Genomic DNA, 17,998 nt, shown 5'->3' with positions numbered 1-17,998 from the left:
GCCTCAGCCCTCCTTCGCGGGCGACGCGCCCGGCTCCGGCGCGACGTGCCCGAGCTCCTTGGCCAGGGCGAGCCCGGCCAGGCTCGCGGGACCGGCCGCGACACCCTCGTCGGCGAGCCCGTCCGGATACCCCGCGAGGACCCGTTCCACCTCACGGAAGGTGCGCACCGCGGGTCCGCGGGTGGAGCGGACCTCCTTCCCGGCGCGGATGTCGTCGACGAGAGCCTTGGCTGACTCGACCGTGGCGTTGTCGACGAACTCCCAGTTGACCATCACCACCGGCGCGAAGTCGCACGCCGCGTTGCACTCGACGTGCTCGAGGGTGATCCGACCGTCCGGCGTGGTCTCGTCGTTACCGACCTCGAGGTGCTCCTTCAACGCTGCGAAGATCGCGTCGCCGCCCATGACCGCGCACAGCGTGTTCGTGCACACCCCGACGTGGTAGTCCCCCACTGGCCGGCGTTTGTACATCGAGTAGAAGGTGGCCACTGCGGCGACCTCGGCGGTGGTCACGTCCAGGACGTCAGCGCACAGAGCGATGCCATCCGTGCTCACGTAACCCTCCTCCGCCTGGACCAGGTGGAGCATCGGGAGAAGGGCGGAGCGCGGATGGGGGTAGCGGGCCACGATCTCGAGCATCTGCTCACGGGTCTGCGACGTCAGAGGCATGTCAGCGGTCCACCCCACCCATCACCGGGTCGATCGAGGCGACGGCCGCGATGACGTCAGCGACCTGGCCCCCCTCGCACACCGCCGCCGTCGACTGCAGGTTCGTGAACGAGGGGTCGCGGAAGTGGACCCGGTAGGGGCGCGTGCCGCCGTCGCTGACGACGTGGCACCCCAGCTCCCCGCGCGGGGACTCCACGGCCACATAGGCCTGCCCCGCGGGCACCGAGAAGCCCTCTGTGACCAGCTTGAAGTGGTGGATGAGCGCCTCCATGGACTCGCCCATGATGTGGCGGATGTGGTCGAGGCTGTTGCCCAGGCCGTCGCCGCCCAGGGCCAGCTGCGCCGGCCAGCCGATCTTGCGGTCCTCGACCATGACCGGCCCCGGGCGCAGCTTGTCGAGGCACTGCTCCACGATCTTGAGCGACTCGCCGAGCTCGGCGATGCGGATGAGGAAGCGTCCGTAGGCATCACACGTGTCGCGGACGGGTACGTCGAACTCGTAGTTCTCGTAACCGCAGTACGGCTGCGACTTGCGCAGGTCCCACGGCAGGCCGGTCGCCCGCAGCATCGGGCCGGTGATGCCCAGCGCCATGCATCCGGACAGGTCGAGGTAGCCCACGTCCTGCGTGCGCGCCATCCAGATCCCGTTGTCGACCAGGAGCGAGGCCGTGTCCTGGTAGTTCTTGCGCAGGAGGACGACGGCGTCCGCGACGGCGTCGACGGCGCCGGGAGGCAGGTCCTGGGCCACGCCACCGGGCCGGACGTACGCCGAGTTCATCCGCAACCCTGAGATCAGCTCGAACAGGTCGAGGATCGTCTCGCGCTCGCGGAAACCGAAGATCATGGCGGTGAGCGCGCCGAGCTCCATCCCACCCGTGGCGAGCGCCACCAGGTGGGAGGACATCCGGTTGAGCTCCATCATCATCACCCGGATCACGGAGGCCCGCTCCGGGATCTGGTCGGTGATGCCGAGCAGCTTCTCGACGGCCAGGCAGTACGCCGTCTCGTTGAAGAACGGGGTGAGGTAGTCCATCCGGGTCACGAACGTGACGCCTTGCGTCCACGTCCGGAACTCCATGTTCTTCTCGATGCCGGTGTGGAGGTAGCCGATGCCCACCCGCGCCTCGGTGACCGTCTCGCCGTCCAGCTCGAGGATCAGCCGCAGCACGCCGTGGGTGGACGGGTGCTGCGGCCCCATGTTCACGACCACTCGCTCGTCGCGGTTGGCGGAGACGCCCGACACGACGTCGTCCCAGTCCTGCCCGGTGACGGTGTAGACACGACCCTCGGTCGTGCGTCGCTCGCCGGCGGCGTACGGGTCGGGGCCGGGCTGCTCGGACGCAGCGCCCTCGAACTCGACGTTGGTGCTCATCAGGAGTACGACCTCCGCGTGTCGGGCGGCGGGATCTCTGCCCCCTTGTACTCCACGGGGATGCCGCCGAGCGGGTAGTCCTTGCGCTGCGGGTGGCCCGGCCAGTCGTCCGGCATCTGGATGCGCGTGAGGTCGGGACGTCCCGTGAAGACGATCCCGAAGAAGTCGAAGGTCTCCCGCTCGTGCCAGTCCACCGAGGGGTACACGCCCATGAGCGAGGGGATGGTCGGATCCCCGTCCGGACAGCTCACCTCGAGGCGCAGCCGCCGGTTGTGGGTGAGCGAGAGAAGCGGGTAGATCGCGTGCAGCTCGCGTCCGCTGTCGTGGGGGTAGTGCACGCCGCTCACGCCGACGCACATCTCGAAGCGGAGCGTCGGGTCGTCCCGCAGTGCGCGAGCGACGTCGACGAGGTGCTCACGGCGGACGTGGAAGGTGAGGTCGCCGTGCTCGACCACGACCTTCTCCACCGCCGCGTCGTAGTCCGGCAGCAGGGAGGTCAGGGTGTCGGCCGCCTCGTCGTACCAGCCGCCGTACGGCCGCGGGGTCGCGCCCGGCATCGCGACGGTACGCACGAGGCCGCCGTAGCCCGAGGTGTCACCGCTGCCGTGGAACATCCCCTGGCGGACGTCCACGACCTCCAGCGCGGCCACGCCGGCCGGGACGACCTCGGTCTGCTCGGTGCTCTCGCTCATGGGAGCAGCCCGCGCATCTCGTGGGTGGCGGGTGCGGTCAGGGCTGCCGCCTCGAGCTCGCGAACCTCCGCCTCACGGTTCTTGCCGAGCTTGGTGTCACTGATCTTCGCGTGCAGCTTGAGGATGGCGTCGATGAGCATCTCCGGGCGCGGCGGACAGCCGGGCAGGTAGATGTCGACGGGTACGACGTGGTCGACGCCCTGGACGATCGCGTAGTTGTTGAACATCCCGCCGCTGCTCGCGCAGACGCCCATCGCGATGACCCACTTCGGCTCGGGCATCTGGTCGTAGATCTGGCGCAGCACAGGTGCCATCTTCTGGCTCACCCGACCCGCGACGATCATCAGGTCGGCCTGGCGAGGCGAGGCCCGGAAGACCTCCATCCCGAAGCGGGCCAGGTCGTAGCGAGCACCGCCCGCGGCCATCATCTCGATCGCGCAGCAGGCCAGGCCGAACGTCGCGGGCCACAGGCTGCCCTTGCGTGCGTAGCCCGCGAACTGCTCGACGGTCGTGAGCAGGAAGCCGCTGGGCAGCTTCTCCTCGATACCCATGCCTCTCGCCTCCCTTCGCCGTCAGCTGTCGTCGGATCCCCGCGGACGAGCCGCGCTCAGTCCCACTCGAGTCCCCCACGGCGCCACACGTACGCGTAAGCCACGAAGACCGTGGCCAGGAACAGCACCATCTCGACCAGGCCGAACCAGCCGAGGGCGTCGAAGGTGACGGCCCAGGGGTAGAGGAAGACGATCTCGATGTCGAAGACGATGAACAGCATCGCGGTCAGGTAGTACTTGACCGCGAAGCGACCGCCGCCGACCGGTTGGGGCGTGGGTTCGATCCCGCACTCGTAGGCGTCCAGCTTCGCGCGGTTGTAGCGCCGGGGCCCGGAGAGCGAGCCGGCGACGATCGAGAACGCGCCGAAGCCGAAGGACAGAGCGGCCAGGAAGATGAGCGGGACGGCGGCGTTCATGTCCCCCTCCTTCGATCGACGGGCAGCCGCGAACCCTGGGAGGGCTGGGTCGCGCGGCGGCAGGACGCGGCAATCCTAGGGGCGGGCGGACGGGCGCACGTCCCCGGGCCGCAGGTGGCCCTCATGCGTCCGGCGCCAGGCGGGAGAGCCCGTTGACGATGCGGTCCATCACGTCGCCGTCCCGCTCGTCGGTGAGGTTCGCGAGCAGCTTCAGCACGAAGCGCATCAAGGTGGTGTGGTGCAGGCCACGCTGCGCGGCGATGCGCATGACCTGGGGGTTGCCGATCGCCTTCACGAACCAGCGCCCGAGCGTGTAGTAGCCGCCCCAGGACTCCTTGAGCACGCGCGGGTACGTCTCCAGCACCCGCTCGCGCTCCTCGGCGCGGTGACGCGCCAGCGCCTGGACGACGACCTCGGCGGCCACCGCGCCGGACTCCATCGCATAGGCGATTCCCTCGCCGTTGAACGGGTTGACCATGCCGCCGGCGTCACCGACCAGCAGTAGCCCCTTCGCGTACAGCGGACCGCGGTTGAACCCCATCGGCAGCGCGGCTCCGCGTACCGGCTGGGTCATGTTCTCGTCCCGGAACCCGTCGGCCTGGGGGGTCTGGTCGAGCCAGGCCTTGAGGAGCACCTTGTAGTCGACGTGCTGGAATGCCGCGCTCGTGTTGAGGATCCCGAGCCCGACGTTGGCCGTGCCGTCCCCCATGCCGAAGATCCAGCCGTAGCCGGGGAGCAGCCGACGGTCGTCCCCGCTCCCCTCCCACAGCTCCAGCCATGACTCGAGCCACTCGTCGTCGTGGCGCGGGGTGCGGTAGTAGGTGCGTACGGCGACACCGAGCGGCCGGTCGTCCCGCTTGATGCGTCCCGCGGCCACGGACAGGCGGCTGGAGTTGCCGTCGGCCGCGATCACCAGCGGCGCGCGGTAGGCGAGCCTCGTGCCCTGGTCGTCCTTGGCGAGCACCCCCGCGACCCGCCCGGTGCGCTCGTCGCGCAGCGGGCCGACGACGGGGGTGCGCTCGAGGAGCCGCGCGCCTGCCTTCTGCGCCCGACGGGCGAGCAGCTCGTCGAAGTCCGCGCGCGGGCGGACGAGGCCGTGGTGCGGATAGCTCGCGAGCTCGGGCCACTCCAGCTCGAGTCGGTGCCCGCCACCGATGATCCGTAGGCCCCGGTTGTGCAGCCAGCCGGCCCGCTCGCTGGTGTCCACGCCCATCGCCACGAGCTGCTTGACGGCCCGCGGGGTGAGCCCGTCCCCGCAGACCTTCTCGCGCGGGAACTGTGTCTTCTCGAGCAGCACGACGTCGAGCCCGTTCTGGGCGAGGTGGTAGGCCGTCGCCGACCCTGCGGGTCCGGCGCCGACGACGACGACGTCGGCGTCGGTTGCGGGCAGGGGCATGGACGCATCCTCGGCGAGGGTTCCGGGCGACTTCGTGAACGCTTTCACGAAGTCCGCGCTCATCCTAGACAAGCCCGACCGCGACCGCCCGCCTGACTGAGGGCCCCGGCACCGGACCTCGACGTACCCGCGGCACGGCGCTCTCCGACTGCGCCGGCGACCCGGCGGTCACTGGGGCCGGGTCGCCCGGTGCAGCGCCACGATGCCGCCGGTGAGGTCGCGCCAGGCGACCCGGTCCCACCCCGCGGCCGCCAACTCGGCGGCGAGCCCGGCCTGGTCCGGCCAGGCCCGGATCGACTCGGCCAGGTAGACGTAGGCGTCCGGGGCCGAGCTCACGGCCCGGGCCACGGCCGGCAGGGCGCGCATGAGGTACTCGACGTAGACCGTGCGCCAGGGACCCCACGTGGGGTGGCTGAACTCGCAGACGACCAGGCGGCCGCCCCGCCTGGTGACGCGCAGCATCTCGCGCAGCGCCGCGGCCGGGTCGTGGACGTTGCGCAGGCCGAAGGAGATCGTGACCGCGTCGAAGGTCTCGTCGCGGAAGGGCAGGTCCATGGCGTCCCCGGCCGCGAAGGCCACGTCGGGCTGGCGACGGCGCCCCTCCGCGAGCATGCCCAGGGAGAAGTCGCAGGCGACGACGGAAGCCCCCGCCGCGCGAAACGGCAGGCTGCTGCTCCCGGTCCCCGCCGCGAGATCGAGGACCCGCTCCCCGGGCGCCACCCGAAGGGCGTCCGCCACGGCGCGCCGCCAGGAACGGGTCAGTCCCATCGAGAGCACGTCGTTGGTCAGGTCGTAGCGGCGGGCCACCCCGTCGAACATGGCCGCCACCTCGTGCGGCTGCTTGTCCAGCTGGGCGCGGGCCATGGCGGCCAGCCTCCCAGGTCGCGCGCCGACCCGCTCGGTCCGGCCCAACCCTCCCCACCTGGCGCCCGCACCCCCACCCCCAGGTGGCGCCCCCACCGGTGGCACCGACGCGGACACCCCCTCCCCGGTTGCAATGAACGGCGCGTGGTTGCGCTCGGTGTGCAACGACGCCGCGTTCATTGCTGACGGGGGCGGGCCGGAAGGGAGGCGCGACGCGGGCGGGCGGGGCCCCAACGGGACGTGGGGGCCCCGCGCACCTACGCTCTTCGCCGTGACGCTCGCGCCCCAGGTGACGCCCCGCCCCGGCGGGGCGCACCTCGTGGTGCGCACGGCCGCACTCCCCGACGTGCCCGCCCTGCTCGACCTGCTCCCGCGCGAGGGTGCGCTGGCCTGGGTACGCCGTGGTGAGGGGCTGGTGGCCTGGGGCGAGGCGGCCCGGCTGGAGGTCCGCGGCCCCGACCGCTTCGACGAGGCCCGCCGCTGGTGGGCGCAGATCTCGGCTCGGGCGGTGGTCCGCGACGACGTACGGCTCCCGGGCAGCGGACTGGTGGCCTTCGCCTCCTTCGCCTTCGACCCGCTGGACCCCGCGACCTCGGTCGTGGTCGTCCCCCAGGTGGTCGTCGGCCACAGCGGCGGGCGCACCTGGGTCACCGCCGTCGGCGACGGCAGCCTCCCCGCGCTCCCGGCGACCCTCGAGCCGGCAGCGCCCGCGGCGCGTCCGGTGGGCGTGACCTTCGCGGACGGGACCCGCTCCGGAGCGGAGTGGGCGGCCACGGTGGCGGAGGCAGTACGTCGCATCGGCGCGGGCGAGGTCGACAAGGTGGTCCTCGCCCGCGACCTCGTGGCGAGCGCCGACGAACCGTTCGACCCGCGCTGGCCCCTCCAGCGCCTCGCCGCACGCCACGACGCGGCGTGGACCTTCGCGGTCGACGGCCTCATCGGGGCGACGCCGGAGCTGCTCGTGCGGCTGCGCCGGGGGCTGGTCACCTCTCGGGTGCTCGCCGGCACGATCCGACGTACGGGCGACGACGCGCGTGACCTGGCCCTGGCGGCATCGCTCGCCCGGTCGAGCAAGGACCTGGAGGAGCACGAGTACGCCGTCCGCTCGGTCGCGGACGCGCTGACGCCCCACTGCACCTCAACGAACGTGCCCGAGGCCCCCTTCGTCCTGCACCTGCCGAACGTGATGCACCTCGCGACCGACGTGACCGGCGTCGTGACCGAGAACACCTCCGTCCTCGACCTCGTCGAGGCGCTGCACCCCACGGCCGCGGTCTGCGGGACGCCCACCGCGGCAGCCATGGCGGTGATCCGGGCCATCGAGGGGATGCCACGGGGTCGCTACGCCGGGCCGGTCGGCTGGTTCGGCGCCGACGGTGACGGTGAGCTGGGCATCGCGCTGCGGTGCGGGCTCGTGGAGGGCTCCTCGATGCGGCTGTACGCCGGGTGCGGCATCGTCGCCGGGTCCGACCCGGAGGCCGAGCTGGCCGAGGCGCAGGCCAAGTTCGTCGCGATGCGCGACGCGCTCGGCTGAGCCGCCGCCCACCGTTTCCCGCTTCACCCCTCCCCTCCTTCCCCCCACTTGTGGCGGGCTCTACGTCACTCCGGAGCCGGTGAATGACGTGTATCCCGCCACAAGTGACGGCGGGCAGAGCGAGGTGGGGGCTGCGGTCAGCGCGTGACGCGGGTCTCCACCACGTGCACGCCCGCTCGCGGGTCGCGCACGACCGCTCTCAGCGCATCGAGGTCGGCCACGCGCGTGTACGCCGTCCCGGACGCGGCACACAGCGCGGCGAGGTCGGCCCCGGTCGGCGTGGCGAAGACGCGCTCGAAGGCGCCGGAATGCTCGGGACGTCCGGGCTCCAGTCCGGCGAAGATGCCGCCCCCGTCGTTGTTGACCACCACGATCGTGAGGCTCGGCAAGGGTTCTTCGGGCCCGACCATGAGCCCGTTGCTGTCGTGCAGGAAGGCCAGGTCGCCCACCACGGCGTACGCCGGCCCGCCGCCCCCGCGCTGCCAGGCGAGTGCGGCGCCCACCGCGGTCGACACGGTCCCGTCGATGCCGGCCGCGCCCCGGTTGGCGAGGACGGTCACGCCGTCGCGCGGAGGGGCGTACTGCAGGTCCCGGATCGCCAGGGAGGACCCGGCCACGAGCAGGGCGTCGGGCGGCAGGGCCTCGTAGAGGGCCGAGACGACGGCCCGGCCGGACCACGAGCTCAGGTCGGTGCTCGCCACCAGCTCGGCGTCGGCCGCCCGCCACCGCTCGAGGAACGTGGTGTCCGGGGGCTCGTGGCCGAGCTTGTAGGGAAGGGCGCCGAGGACGCTCACCGCGCGGCCGGTCGCGTCCGCCCACATCGGCTCGCGCCCGACGACCGCGACCATGACGCCAGGGTCGCGAAGCAGCGCCAGCACCCCGCGCGTGAGCGTCGGACGCCCGAGGACGTACACGGCTCGCGGTCGAAGGTCCGGACGGCCGAGCAGGAGGTGCCCCAGCCGGATCGCGTTGGGCCCGCGGCGGGCGTTGCCGCTCGGCTCCGACAGGATCGGCCAGCCGAAGGTCTCCGCCGTCACGACAGCGGCGTCGGCCACCCAGTGCGCGACGTCACCGACGACCAGCAACGTGGCGGCTCCCGAGGAGTGCTGGCCGCCCGCCGGGACCGGGGGCGCGAACTCGACGCCCGTCCACGGGCCGGGCCATTCCCTGCCCGCCAGCGCCTCGGGCCACGGCTCACCGCCCTCCTCGGGGACGAGGGGTTCGCGGAAGGCGAGGTTGAGGTGCACCGGGCCGGGATGACCGCGATGGCCCATGGCGGTCACGAGCGCCCGGCAGACCAGGCTTCGCCAGTACGCGTTCTGCCCCGCCCGCCGCTCGGGGGCTCCGACCTCGTGGAAGAGCCGGACCGCGTCACCGAAAAGCTTGATCTGGTCGACCGTCTGGTTGGCGCCGACTCCGCGCAGCTCAGGCGGGCGGTCGGCGGTGAGCGCGAGGACCGGGACCCCCGCGTGGGAAGCCTCCAGGATCGCCGGGTGGAGGTTGGCCGCGGCCGTGCCCGAGGTGGTGACGACCGGGACGCAGATCCCGCGGGACGCCTTGGCCAGCCCCAGGGCGAGGAAGCCGGCCGACCGCTCGTCGACGCGTACGTGGAGGCGCAGCCGCCCGTCCGCGTCGGCCGCGTGCAGCGCGAGCGCGAGCGGCGCGGAGCGCGAGCCCGGCGAGAGAACGGCTTCGCGCACCCCGCCTCGGACGAGCTCGTCGACGAGGACCGTCGCGAGGGCGGTCGAGGGGTTCACAACAGCTCCCGCACGGCCGCGATCCTGCCCGACCAGCGGCGCCGCGTCTCGGGATCCGCCGCGGAGGCGTCGACCAGCTCCGTGGAAGGCATGGGACGGCGTACCGCCAGCTCCCCAGCGACGGGGAGTAGCGGGTCGTCGACCACGTCGTGGTCGAGCAGCTGCACGGTGGCGAGCCCGCACGCGTACGGCAGCTCGGGCAGCGAAGCGGCCAGCGCCACACCCGCGGCGATACCCACCGACGTCTCCAGGGCGGACGAGACGACCACCGGGAGTCCGATCCGTTCCGCGATCTCGAGACAGGCCCGCACGCCGCCGAGCGGCTGCACCTTGAGCACGGCGACGTCGGCCGCGTCCCTCTCGACCACGCGGTACGGGTCCTCTGCTCGCCGGATGGATTCGTCCGCGGCGACGGGGACGTGGACCCGGCGGCGCACCTCGGCGAGCTCGTCGACAGTGGCGCAGGGCTGCTCGACGTACTCCAGCCCGTTCGCGGCGCGGTCGTAGCGCGGCAGCCGAGCGACAGCGGTGTCGACGTCCCACCGGCCGTTGACGTCGATCCGGATTCGGCCCGTCGGTCCCAGTGCCGCGCGCACGGCCTCGAGCCTGGCGAGATCGTCCGACTCGCTCTGTCCATGCTCGGCGACCTTGACCTTCGCGGTGGCGCAGCCACCGGAAGCCAGGACGACCTCCGTAGCCATCTCCGGACCCACGGCCGGGACGGTCACGTTGACCGCGACCCTGGTGCGTACCGGATCGGGCCAGCCCTGCTCTGCCGCCTCCAGCGTCGCCCGCAGCCAGGGCACGCACGCGGGTACGTCGTAGTCGAGGAAGGGCGAGAACTCTCCCCAGCCCGCCGCACCGAGGATGAGCATCCCCTCGCGACGCGTGACGCCGCGAAAGCGCGTACGCATGGGGATCGACCAGACGCGCGGCACGGCGCCTATCCTCGCGGACGTGCCCGAGCCCCGCGTCAGCGAGACCTTCGACCCCTCCGTTTGGCGTCCCGTCGAGGGCTTCGACGACCTCACCGACGTGACCTACCACCGCCACCACGTCGACGGCGCCGACCGGGGCACCGTCCGGGTCGCGTTCGACCGGCCCGAGGTGCGCAACGCGTTCCGTCCGCACACCGTCGACGAGCTCTACCGCGTCCTCGACCACGCCCGGACGACCTCCACCGTCGGGTGCGTGCTCCTCACCGGCAACGGGCCCTCGCCCAAGGACGGCGGCTGGGCCTTCTGCTCGGGCGGCGACCAGCGCATCCGCGGGCGCGACGGCTACCGGTACGCGGCGGGCGAGGACGCCGGGAGCGTCGACCCCGCTCGCGCCGGGCGCCTGCACATCCTCGAGGTGCAGCGCCTCATCCGCACCATGCCGAAGGTCGTCGTCGCCGTCGTCCCCGGCTGGGCGGCCGGCGGAGGCCACAGCCTGCACGTCGTGTGCGACCTCACGATCGCCTCCCGCCAGCACGCGCGCTTCCGGCAGACCGACGCTGACGTCGGCTCCTTCGACGGAGGGTATGGATCGGCGTACCTCGCGCGCATGGTCGGCCAGAAGCGCGCCCGAGAGATCTTCTTCCTCGGGCGCACCTATGACGCCGAGCAGATGCACGCCATGGGCGCGGTGAACATCGTGGCCGACCACGCCGACCTCGAGACCGTCGCCCTGCAGGTCGCCGACGAGGTCAACGGCAAGTCGCCGACGGCCCAGCGGATGCTGAAGTTCGCCTTCAACCTCGTCGACGACGGCCTCATGGGTCAGCAGGTCTTCGCCGGCGAGGCCACTCGGCTGGCCTACGCCACGGACGAGGCCGTCGAGGGCCGCGACGCGTTCCTGGAGCGGCGCGCGCCTGACTGGTCGCCGTACCCCTGGGCCTACTGAGCATCCAGCGCCGCGCGTGCGGCGGCGCGTGCGCCCGTGGTCGGCGCCGCGGCGAGGACCCGCTGCCGCACCAGGCCCGGCGATGGTGCGACGACTCGGCCGAAGGCGGCGGAGCCGTCATTCTCAGCGACGGCGTAGAAGGCATCGTGGGCCGCGAGATAGGAGATGTACGTCGCCCTCGCTGACGCGATCCCGTGGTGCCAGCGCCGCGCGGGGACGGCGCGACAGGAGGCGAGCGCCTCGCTGACGGCGGGCCGCACCGATCGCGCGCTCGAGGACACCAGGTCGAGCATGCCCTGGCGGACCCGGTCGGAGTTCACGGAGAACAATGCCGGCGCGACGTAGTCGCGTATCGCCGACAGCCGGGTCTCGGCGTCGGAGACGGCCGCCTGGCCCTGCCGGACGCACGCGACGAGCGAGGCGTACTCCTGCCGCTCGAGGTGGGCGTTGACGACGGGTACCGCCAGCCCGAGGAGGCCCACCACGACCAGGGCCCCCGCCAGCACGCGCTCGCGGCGCCGCGGGGGTCGCCCGTGGGGGGCCTCGACCACGTCGAGGGTCTGCAGCTCGTCCGCCATCTCCCTGCCACCGCTCACAGGTCTCGCGGACGTCCCCGGGCGCGCTGGTCCGGGGGGATGTCGTAGAGCGTCTTGAGACCTAGTGCGGTGCACACGGCGGCGCCGCCCAGGCCGACGACCAGCATCGTGAACGACAGCACCGTGTAGAAGCCCTGCACGGCGGAGATGAGCAGCGCGAGAAGGCCCAGGACCAGGAACGCGACGAGCCTGATGCCCCACCGCCGCACCTGCTTGGGGGTGGCCCTGGGCCGCCCCGTCACATCGGGTCTGTCCGGCACCTCATCCCTTCACCGAGCCCGCGGTCAGGCCGCGGATGAAGAAGCGCTGCATCGACATGAACACGATGATCGGGATGATCATCGAGAGCATGCCGCCGGCCGTCACGAGCTGCCAGCCTGCTCCCTGCTGTCCCAGCAGGTTGGCCACGGCGATGGTCACCGGCTGGTTGTCGCCGGGGCCGATGAAGACCAGCGCGACCAGCAGGTCGTTCCACGTCCAGAGGAACTGGAAGATGGCGAAGGCCGCCAGCGCGGGGACCGACATCGGGAGGATGAGCCGCCAGAACGTCGTGAAGTGCGAGGCACCGTCGACCTTGGCCGACTCGATGACCTCCTTGGGCAGCGTGGCCATGTAGTTGCGCAGGATGAAGATGGCCAGGGACATGCCGAACCCGATGTGGGCCAGCCACGCGGCCGGGAAGTGCCCGGCGAGGTGCAGCGTGCTGTAGAGCTTCAGGATCGGGACGAACGCCACGTAGTTCGGGACCACGAGCATGCTGACGATGATGATGAAGAGCACGTCGCGGCCCGGGAACCTCATGAAGGTGAACGCGTAGGCCGCGAACGCCGCGATGAGGATCGGGATGAACGTCGCCGGCAGCGCGATGGCCGCGCTGTTCAACAGACCCTGGCCGATGTTGGCCTGGTGGATCGCGTCGGAGTAGTTCTGCGTCGTCAGGTCGGTGAGGTACTTGGCCGGGTGGATGAACACCTGCCACCAGCCGGAGTCGTTGATGTCCTCGGTCGGCCGGAAGGAGGTGACGATGATGCCGATGGCGGGCACGATCCACAGGAAGCAGATGAGGATGATCGAGCCCTTGACGAACCACCCGGCCCTCCCGGCGCCGCCCTCGGCGGCGCCGGACTTCTTGCGCCTGACCTTGGGTGCGGCCTCTACCGGCGGGGCGACCGTCGCGGTCATCGTGCAGCCTCCTGAGCCCTGAACTGACGCACCTGGTAGATCATGAGCGGGATGACGGCGACCATCAGCATGACGACGATCGCTGCCGCGTAGCCGTTGTTCAGATCGGTGAACAGCTCGTTGAAGAATTCGAGCCCGATCACGTTGGTGTTGTAGTTGCCGTTGGTCATGACGTAGACGACGTCGAAGACCTTCATGACCGTGATGACCACGGTCACCAGCACCGTGATGATCGTCGGCATGATCTGCGGGATCACGACCCGCCCGAAGATCTGGCGCTCGTTGGCCCCGTCGATGCGGGCGGCCTCGAGCGTGTCGACCGGGACCGCCTTGATCGCCGCCGAGAGCAGGACCATCGAGAAGCCGACCTGCAGCCACAGCATCATGACCATGAGCAGCAGGCTGTTGAAGTGCAGCGTCTGCACTGACAGCCAGGCGACAGGCTTGTTGCCGAGCGCGGTCCAGAGCGCGTTCTGGATGCCGATCTGCACCTGCCCCGGAGCTTCGTAGGCGTAGACGAAGGCCCAGACGGTCGAGGCACCCACGGCACTGATCGCCATGGGCAGGAAGATGATGGTCTTGGAGAGCTTCTCCGAGTTGGGGCTCAGCCGGTCAGCGAGGACCGCCACGATCAGCCCGAGGATGATGCTCATCGCCGGGACGATGATGATCCACAGCAGCGTGTTGAGCAGCGCCTGCTGGAAGTCGTGGGACGTGAGCAGCTGCGAGTAGTTCTTGAACCCGATGAACTTCGTGCTGTCGGCGTTCTTGAAGCTCAGGAAGATGGTGCGGATCGCGGGGTAGATGAGGTAGACGGTGATCGCCAGGAACGCCGGGAGGATGTAGGCGTACGGCTTGGTCCGGTCCTCCCACACGCCCGGTAGCAGCTCGACGACCTTGTTGAGCACCCAGTAGAGGGCCAGCGCGGCCGCGAGGCCGAGCATGACGGTGACGACCGCCTGCCCGGCCTTGGCACCCGTGCCGGCTGCGAGGAGCGTGAAGAGCACTGGCCTCGGCCTTCCTTCATGGGTTCGGGTACTGACGGCAACGATGTGTGGGCCGGGTGCGTGGCCCGCAGGTCGCGGGCCACGCACCCGTTGTGCTCACGTCAGCTGGATGCCGGCCAGCTGGCGTCGATGGCTTTCAGAGCGCTCGTCAGGCTGGTCTGCCCGGCCGTCCAGGACGTCATCTGCTTCCAGAACGTCCCGGCGCCGACGGCACCTGGCATCGAGTCGGAGGCGTCGAAGCCGAAGCCGTTGGCGGCGTAGGCGATCTTGGCCACGACCTGCGTGAACGCGGACTTGTAGGCGGACAGCGGGAAGTCCTTGTGCGGGGAGAGGAAGCTCGACCCGTTGCCGGCGGCGACGGTGCCGAGGTCGGTCTCCGCAAGGAGCTTCATGACTGCCTCAGCGGCAGGGCTGTCCTTGTAGATGGAGGCGGTGTCGCCGCCACCCTCGATCGGGTTGTTGCCACCGGCCGTGACGGGCGGGAAGCCGAACACGCCCACGTACTTCAGCGGGTTGTTCTGCTGGTCCTTGGTCGGGAAGAAGGCCGTGATGAAGCTCCCCTGCATGAACAGGTAGCAGCCAGGGCTCTGGTTGAACATCGGGTTGTCGGCGGTCTGGAAGTTGGTGCTCGCGATGGCCTTCTGGCCGCCGTTGACGTTGCCCTGGGTGAACAGGAGCTTCGACACCTCGTTGGCAGCATTGGTGATCTGCGGCGAGTTGAACTTGACCTTGTGCGTGATCCAGTCGTTGTAGGTCTGGATGCCGTCCTGCTTGAGGACGAGCTCCTCGATCCAGTCCGTCATCGGCCAGCCAGTGGCCGCCCCGGACCCGATACCGGCGCACCAGGGGGTGTGTCCATCGGACTTGATCTTGTTAGTCAGGGTCTCGAGTTCGGCGAGCGTCGTCGGGACCGTGTAGCCCTTGGCGGTGAACGCCGCCTTCGGATAGAAGACCAGGCCCTTGACGTTGGCGCTGATGAGGACGCCGTAGAGCTTGCCGTTGAACGTGGCGGTGTCGAGCACTCCGGGGATCATGCTCTGCTGGAGGGCGTTGACGTCGACGATGTTGTTCAGCGGCGTCGCGTACTTGAGCAGCGACTCCAGGACACCCGGCTGTGGGACGGTGGCGATGTCGGGCAGGGCGCCGGCGGCCGCCTTCGTCGGCAGGATCTGGTTGATGTTGCTGACCTGCGTCCACTTGACGTTGATCCCGAGCGCCTTGGCCTTCGGGGCGAGCTCGGCAGCAAGACCCTCGTAGACCGGCTTGTCCATCGAGGTCCAGATGTTGATGGTCTTGCCACCGAAGTTCTGCGTCGAGGAGCCCGTGGAGCTCGCCGGGGTGCTGCCACCGCCGGTACTCGCGGCAGCGCTGCTGCCGCCACCTCCCGAGCTTGAGCTGGAGCAGGCGGCTGCCAGCAGCGCCACGGCGCCTGCGGCTACGACCGCCTTGTAGAGGGTGGGACCTCGCATGTGCGACTCCTGTTCCACTGTGTCCGTGGCCCGAGCCTTGGGGTCGTACCTGCCCTGACGGGCGCCCGGGGGGTCACGGTACTAACACGAATAAGTTGACCGTCGTCCCTGGGCGGACCGGTGTCAAGGACCTGTTACCAGCCTGTTACCCCCTCTGTCCGTCGGGGATCCCTCGGTTACCAACGTGCAACCTAAGTCCTCCCGGGCCGACTCGCATCCGTTTCGAGAAGTTGCACCGATCAGGCGGAGCGCAGCCGCGACGAGGGGGCGGCGACGGACTCTCTCAGGACCAGGGGACAAGGCACGTACGTCCTCGCGGGCAGCTCCTCCAGGGCGCCCGCGAAGATCTGCTCGGCGGCCCATCGGCCCATGGCGTGATAGGGCAGGCGCACCGTCGACAGACCCGGGTGGATGTCCGACGACAGGCCGTGCTGGTCGTCGTAGCCCATGAGGGAGATGTCCTCGGGCACCCGCAGACCGGCTTCGAGGATCGCGACGAGCGCACCGACGGCCATCCGGTCGTTGCCGCACATCACCGCCGTCGGCCGGGGTTTCCTCGCCAGGAGCTGGCGGGTGAGCTCGTAGCCGGAGTCGACCTTGTAGTTGCCAGCGAGGGTCGTCTGGCGCGCCGGGTCGAGTCCCGCCGCCACGATTGCCTGGCGGAAGCCGCGCAGCCTCGCCCTCGTGGCCCACGCGGCGTTCACGCCGGTCAGGTAGGCGATGTCACGGTGGCCGTGGTCGAGCAGGACCTGGGTCACGTCACGCCCGCCGCGCACCTCGTCGGGCAGGACGGCGGGCTTCGACGAGCGGCTCGCGAAGCAGTTGACGAGGACCGTAGGCACAGAGCGCACGCTGTCAGGCAGCTCGACCCGCTTGGTCCCCGCGACGGCGAGGATGAGCGCATCGACCTGTCTGTCGAGCAGGTCGTTGATGGACGCCCAGACGAACCTCGCGTCACGTGAGGTGTTCATGATGAGCAGCAGGCTGCCGTGGCGGATCGCCGCCTCGTGCGCCCCGACGATCGTCGAGCCGGCGAAGGCGCCGAAGTCGACGTCCTGGGTGATGAACCCGATGGTGGCGGTCCGCCCTGTGCGCAGGCCTTGCGCCGTCCGGTTCGGGCGGTAGTCGAGCTGGGCAACGGCGTTGAGGACGCGCTGGCGAGTCTCCGCGCTGATCGACTGGCCGCTCGTCTCGTTCAGCACGAAGGACACCGTCGCGGACGAGACTCCAGCGAGGCGTGCGACGTCTGCCTGGGTCGCACGCCGTGCGCCCGCCCGCCGTTGGGCCCTGGGCATGCACGAAGATTAGCCCGCCCACACCATGGGGTGGCGGCCCGGCGATGCACGAATCCGGGCCTTGGGCGCGAGATTCCCGGGCGGCACTCGGCTCGGGTGGGTGAGGGGGGAGCGTGCACCCGCTGGTCGTCGACGTCCCGGCCGGACCTGAGGTGCTCGATGCCCTCGCCCCGGCCCTGCGCGCCGCGCTCGACGCGAGCGCACCCCCGGTCCTTCCGGTGCCGCCCCCGCCCGACCCGAGACGCGATCAGGTGCTCGAGGCGCTGCGCCCCGACCGGCCCGTCGAGGTGGACGGGGTGGCGGTCGTGCTGGCGACCGGCGGCTCGACGGGCCCGCCGAAGGGCGTGCTGCTCAGCGCCGTCGCGATGGGGGCCGCCGCGCTTCGCCAGGACGAGCGCATCGGCGGTCCGGGGCTCTGGGTGCTGGCACTGCCGGCCTGGCACGCGGGAGGCCTGCAGGTCGTGGTACGTGCGCTCCGGGGGGGCGTACCCGTCCACCCGATGGACCTCACGAGACCCTTCGGCGCCCAGGACTTCACCGAGACGACGACTCTCGCCCGCCGACGCGCGGACGCCCTTGGGCTGCCGCTCCTGGTGTCCCTCGTCCCCACCCAGGTCACCCGCCTCGTCGATGCCGGCCGCGGCGAGGTCCTGGCGGCCTACGACGGGGTGCTCGTCGGCGCGGCGGCCGCGCCGGCGGGACTCCTGGACGGGCTGCGCTCGAGCGGGGTGCAGGTCCTCGAGTCCTACGGCATGTCGGAGACGTGCGGCGGGTACGCCTACGACGGCGTCCCCATCCGCGACGTCGACGTCACGCTGGCCGGCGGGCGGGTGTCCATCGCCGGCCCGACCCTGTTCAGCGGGTACCGGCTCCGACCCGACCTCACCGAGCAGGTGCTCGTCGGGGGCCGGCTGCTCACCCCGGACCTGGGGCGATGGGAGGACGGGCGGCTCCGGCTGCTGGGACGCGCGGACGACGTCATCCTCACTGGCGGGGAGAAGGTGGCCGCGCCGCTCGTGGCCGCGACCTTGCTCGACGCACCGGGGGTCACCGCGGCTGCCGTCGTCGGCGTGCCCGACCGTGAGTGGGGGGAGTCGGTCGTGGCCTTCGTCGTCCCGGCCGACCCTGATGCGCCGCCCGCGGTGGAGGACCTGCGGGGGTTCGTCCGCGACCGGCTCGGCCCGGTCGCCACGCCGCGGCGGGTGCACCCGGTCGCCGAGCTCCCGGTGCTGGCGTCCGGGAAGCTCGACCGCGCCGGGCTGGCCGCCCTCGACGCGTCTTACCCCGGACCTGTCTAAGACGCCACTAGCGTCG

The 17,998-nt window shown here is 71.1% G+C and carries 18 protein-coding genes; 3 read left to right on the top strand and 15 right to left on the bottom strand.

The window, feature by feature from the left end:
* Window positions 1-3: 3 nt before the first annotated feature.
* The 7 genes from nuoE to VMI11_04925 form a co-directional block, all read right to left on the bottom strand.
* The gene (gene nuoE / locus VMI11_04955; protein ID HTY71761.1) at window positions 4-669 is read right to left on the bottom strand and encodes an NADH-quinone oxidoreductase subunit NuoE; all 666 of its coding nucleotides are present in this window, start codon (window positions 667-669) and stop codon (window positions 4-6) included.
* 1 nt (window position 670) lies between these two features.
* Entirely contained in the window at window positions 671-2,041 is a 1,371-nt protein-coding gene (locus tag VMI11_04950) for an NADH-quinone oxidoreductase subunit D (protein HTY71760.1), read from the bottom strand.
* Window positions 2,041-2,733, bottom strand: a complete 693-nt coding sequence (locus VMI11_04945) for an NADH-quinone oxidoreductase subunit C (GenBank protein HTY71759.1) — start codon at window positions 2,731-2,733, stop codon at window positions 2,041-2,043. The genes VMI11_04950 and VMI11_04945 overlap by 1 nt, the downstream gene beginning before the upstream one ends.
* The gene (locus VMI11_04940) at window positions 2,730-3,284 is read right to left on the bottom strand and encodes an NADH-quinone oxidoreductase subunit B family protein (protein ID HTY71758.1); all 555 of its coding nucleotides are present in this window, start codon (window positions 3,282-3,284) and stop codon (window positions 2,730-2,732) included. The genes VMI11_04945 and VMI11_04940 overlap by 4 nt, the downstream gene beginning before the upstream one ends.
* Window positions 3,285-3,340: 56 nt before the next feature.
* Complete coding sequence (locus VMI11_04935) at window positions 3,341-3,700, bottom strand: NADH-quinone oxidoreductase subunit A (protein HTY71757.1); 360 nt, start codon at window positions 3,698-3,700, stop codon at window positions 3,341-3,343.
* Between the two features lie 121 nt (window positions 3,701-3,821).
* Window positions 3,822-5,096: a geranylgeranyl reductase family protein gene (locus VMI11_04930; GenBank protein ID HTY71756.1), complete on the bottom strand. Its 1,275-nt coding sequence runs from the start codon at window positions 5,094-5,096 to the stop codon at window positions 3,822-3,824.
* A 168-nt stretch (window positions 5,097-5,264) separates the two neighbouring features.
* Entirely contained in the window at window positions 5,265-5,960 is a 696-nt protein-coding gene (locus VMI11_04925) for a demethylmenaquinone methyltransferase (GenBank protein HTY71755.1), read from the bottom strand.
* 271 nt (window positions 5,961-6,231) lie between these two features.
* On the opposite strand from VMI11_04925, the gene VMI11_04920 reads away from it, so the two are divergent.
* Complete coding sequence (locus tag VMI11_04920; protein HTY71754.1) at window positions 6,232-7,494, top strand: isochorismate synthase; 1,263 nt, start codon at window positions 6,232-6,234, stop codon at window positions 7,492-7,494.
* A 137-nt stretch (window positions 7,495-7,631) separates the two neighbouring features.
* On the opposite strand, the gene menD is transcribed toward VMI11_04920, so the two are convergent.
* Window positions 7,632-9,251 carry a 2-succinyl-5-enolpyruvyl-6-hydroxy-3-cyclohexene-1-carboxylic-acid synthase gene (menD, locus tag VMI11_04915; protein HTY71753.1) on the bottom strand — a complete coding sequence of 540 codons (1,620 nt, stop codon included), beginning with the start codon at window positions 9,249-9,251 and terminating at the stop codon, window positions 7,632-7,634.
* On the bottom strand, window positions 9,248-10,198 hold the full coding sequence (locus VMI11_04910; protein ID HTY71752.1) for an o-succinylbenzoate synthase: 951 nt from the start codon (window positions 10,196-10,198) through the stop codon (window positions 9,248-9,250). The genes menD and VMI11_04910 overlap by 4 nt, the downstream gene beginning before the upstream one ends.
* Here VMI11_04910 and VMI11_04905 point away from each other — a divergent pair.
* Window positions 10,164-11,135, top strand: a complete 972-nt coding sequence (locus VMI11_04905) for a 1,4-dihydroxy-2-naphthoyl-CoA synthase (protein ID HTY71751.1) — start codon at window positions 10,164-10,166, stop codon at window positions 11,133-11,135. The genes VMI11_04910 and VMI11_04905 overlap by 35 nt on opposite strands.
* Here VMI11_04905 and VMI11_04900 read toward each other — a convergent pair.
* The 6 genes from VMI11_04900 to VMI11_04875 form a co-directional block, all read right to left on the bottom strand.
* The gene (locus VMI11_04900) at window positions 11,129-11,713 is read right to left on the bottom strand and encodes a hypothetical protein (GenBank protein HTY71750.1); all 585 of its coding nucleotides are present in this window, start codon (window positions 11,711-11,713) and stop codon (window positions 11,129-11,131) included. The genes VMI11_04905 and VMI11_04900 overlap by 7 nt on opposite strands.
* A 14-nt stretch (window positions 11,714-11,727) precedes the next feature.
* The gene (locus VMI11_04895) at window positions 11,728-11,991 is read right to left on the bottom strand and encodes a hypothetical protein (protein ID HTY71749.1); all 264 of its coding nucleotides are present in this window, start codon (window positions 11,989-11,991) and stop codon (window positions 11,728-11,730) included.
* A 1-nt stretch (window position 11,992) separates the two neighbouring features.
* Window positions 11,993-12,913: a carbohydrate ABC transporter permease gene (locus VMI11_04890; protein ID HTY71748.1), complete on the bottom strand. Its 921-nt coding sequence runs from the start codon at window positions 12,911-12,913 to the stop codon at window positions 11,993-11,995.
* The gene (locus tag VMI11_04885) at window positions 12,910-13,920 is read right to left on the bottom strand and encodes a sugar ABC transporter permease (protein ID HTY71747.1); all 1,011 of its coding nucleotides are present in this window, start codon (window positions 13,918-13,920) and stop codon (window positions 12,910-12,912) included. The genes VMI11_04890 and VMI11_04885 overlap by 4 nt, the downstream gene beginning before the upstream one ends.
* A gap of 101 nt (window positions 13,921-14,021) precedes the next feature.
* Complete coding sequence (locus tag VMI11_04880; GenBank protein ID HTY71746.1) at window positions 14,022-15,389, bottom strand: extracellular solute-binding protein; 1,368 nt, start codon at window positions 15,387-15,389, stop codon at window positions 14,022-14,024.
* A 239-nt stretch (window positions 15,390-15,628) separates the two neighbouring features.
* Window positions 15,629-16,684: a LacI family DNA-binding transcriptional regulator gene (locus VMI11_04875; protein ID HTY71745.1), complete on the bottom strand. Its 1,056-nt coding sequence runs from the start codon at window positions 16,682-16,684 to the stop codon at window positions 15,629-15,631.
* Window positions 16,685-16,797: 113 nt separating this feature from the next.
* On the opposite strand from VMI11_04875, the gene VMI11_04870 reads away from it, so the two are divergent.
* Window positions 16,798-17,982: an AMP-binding protein gene (locus VMI11_04870; GenBank protein HTY71744.1), complete on the top strand. Its 1,185-nt coding sequence runs from the start codon at window positions 16,798-16,800 to the stop codon at window positions 17,980-17,982.
* The last annotated feature ends 16 nt before the right edge of the window (window positions 17,983-17,998 follow it).

The organism is Actinomycetes bacterium, from assembly GCA_035506535.1.
Classification (GTDB): domain Bacteria; phylum Actinomycetota; class Actinomycetes; order DATJPE01; family DATJPE01; genus DATJPE01.
The sequence above is the reverse complement of the archived record's forward strand: the minus strand, read 5'-3'. Positions and strand labels throughout refer to the sequence as shown.

Excerpts from the sequence above, each read along its gene's own strand:
- VMI11_04935 (HTY71757.1), bottom strand. The coding sequence starts at position 3,700 with ATGAACGCCGCCGTCCCGCTCATCTTCCTGGCCGCTCTGTCCTTCGGC.
- VMI11_04925 (HTY71755.1), bottom strand. The coding sequence starts at position 5,960 with ATGGCCCGCGCCCAGCTGGACAAGCAGCCGCACGAGGTGGCGGCCATG.
- VMI11_04950 (HTY71760.1), bottom strand. The coding sequence starts at position 2,041 with ATGAGCACCAACGTCGAGTTCGAGGGCGCTGCGTCCGAGCAGCCCGGC.
- nuoE (HTY71761.1), bottom strand. The coding sequence starts at position 669 with ATGCCTCTGACGTCGCAGACCCGTGAGCAGATGCTCGAGATCGTGGCC.
- VMI11_04890 (HTY71748.1), bottom strand. The coding sequence starts at position 12,913 with ATGACCGCGACGGTCGCCCCGCCGGTAGAGGCCGCACCCAAGGTCAGG.
- VMI11_04905 (HTY71751.1), top strand. The coding sequence starts at position 10,164 with ATGGGGATCGACCAGACGCGCGGCACGGCGCCTATCCTCGCGGACGTG.
- VMI11_04940 (HTY71758.1), bottom strand. The coding sequence starts at position 3,284 with ATGGGTATCGAGGAGAAGCTGCCCAGCGGCTTCCTGCTCACGACCGTC.
- VMI11_04945 (HTY71759.1), bottom strand. The coding sequence starts at position 2,733 with ATGAGCGAGAGCACCGAGCAGACCGAGGTCGTCCCGGCCGGCGTGGCC.
- VMI11_04900 (HTY71750.1), bottom strand. The coding sequence starts at position 11,713 with ATGGCGGACGAGCTGCAGACCCTCGACGTGGTCGAGGCCCCCCACGGG.
- VMI11_04880 (HTY71746.1), bottom strand. The coding sequence starts at position 15,389 with ATGCGAGGTCCCACCCTCTACAAGGCGGTCGTAGCCGCAGGCGCCGTG.
- VMI11_04930 (HTY71756.1), bottom strand. The coding sequence starts at position 5,096 with ATGCCCCTGCCCGCAACCGACGCCGACGTCGTCGTCGTCGGCGCCGGA.
- VMI11_04875 (HTY71745.1), bottom strand. The coding sequence starts at position 16,684 with ATGCCCAGGGCCCAACGGCGGGCGGGCGCACGGCGTGCGACCCAGGCA.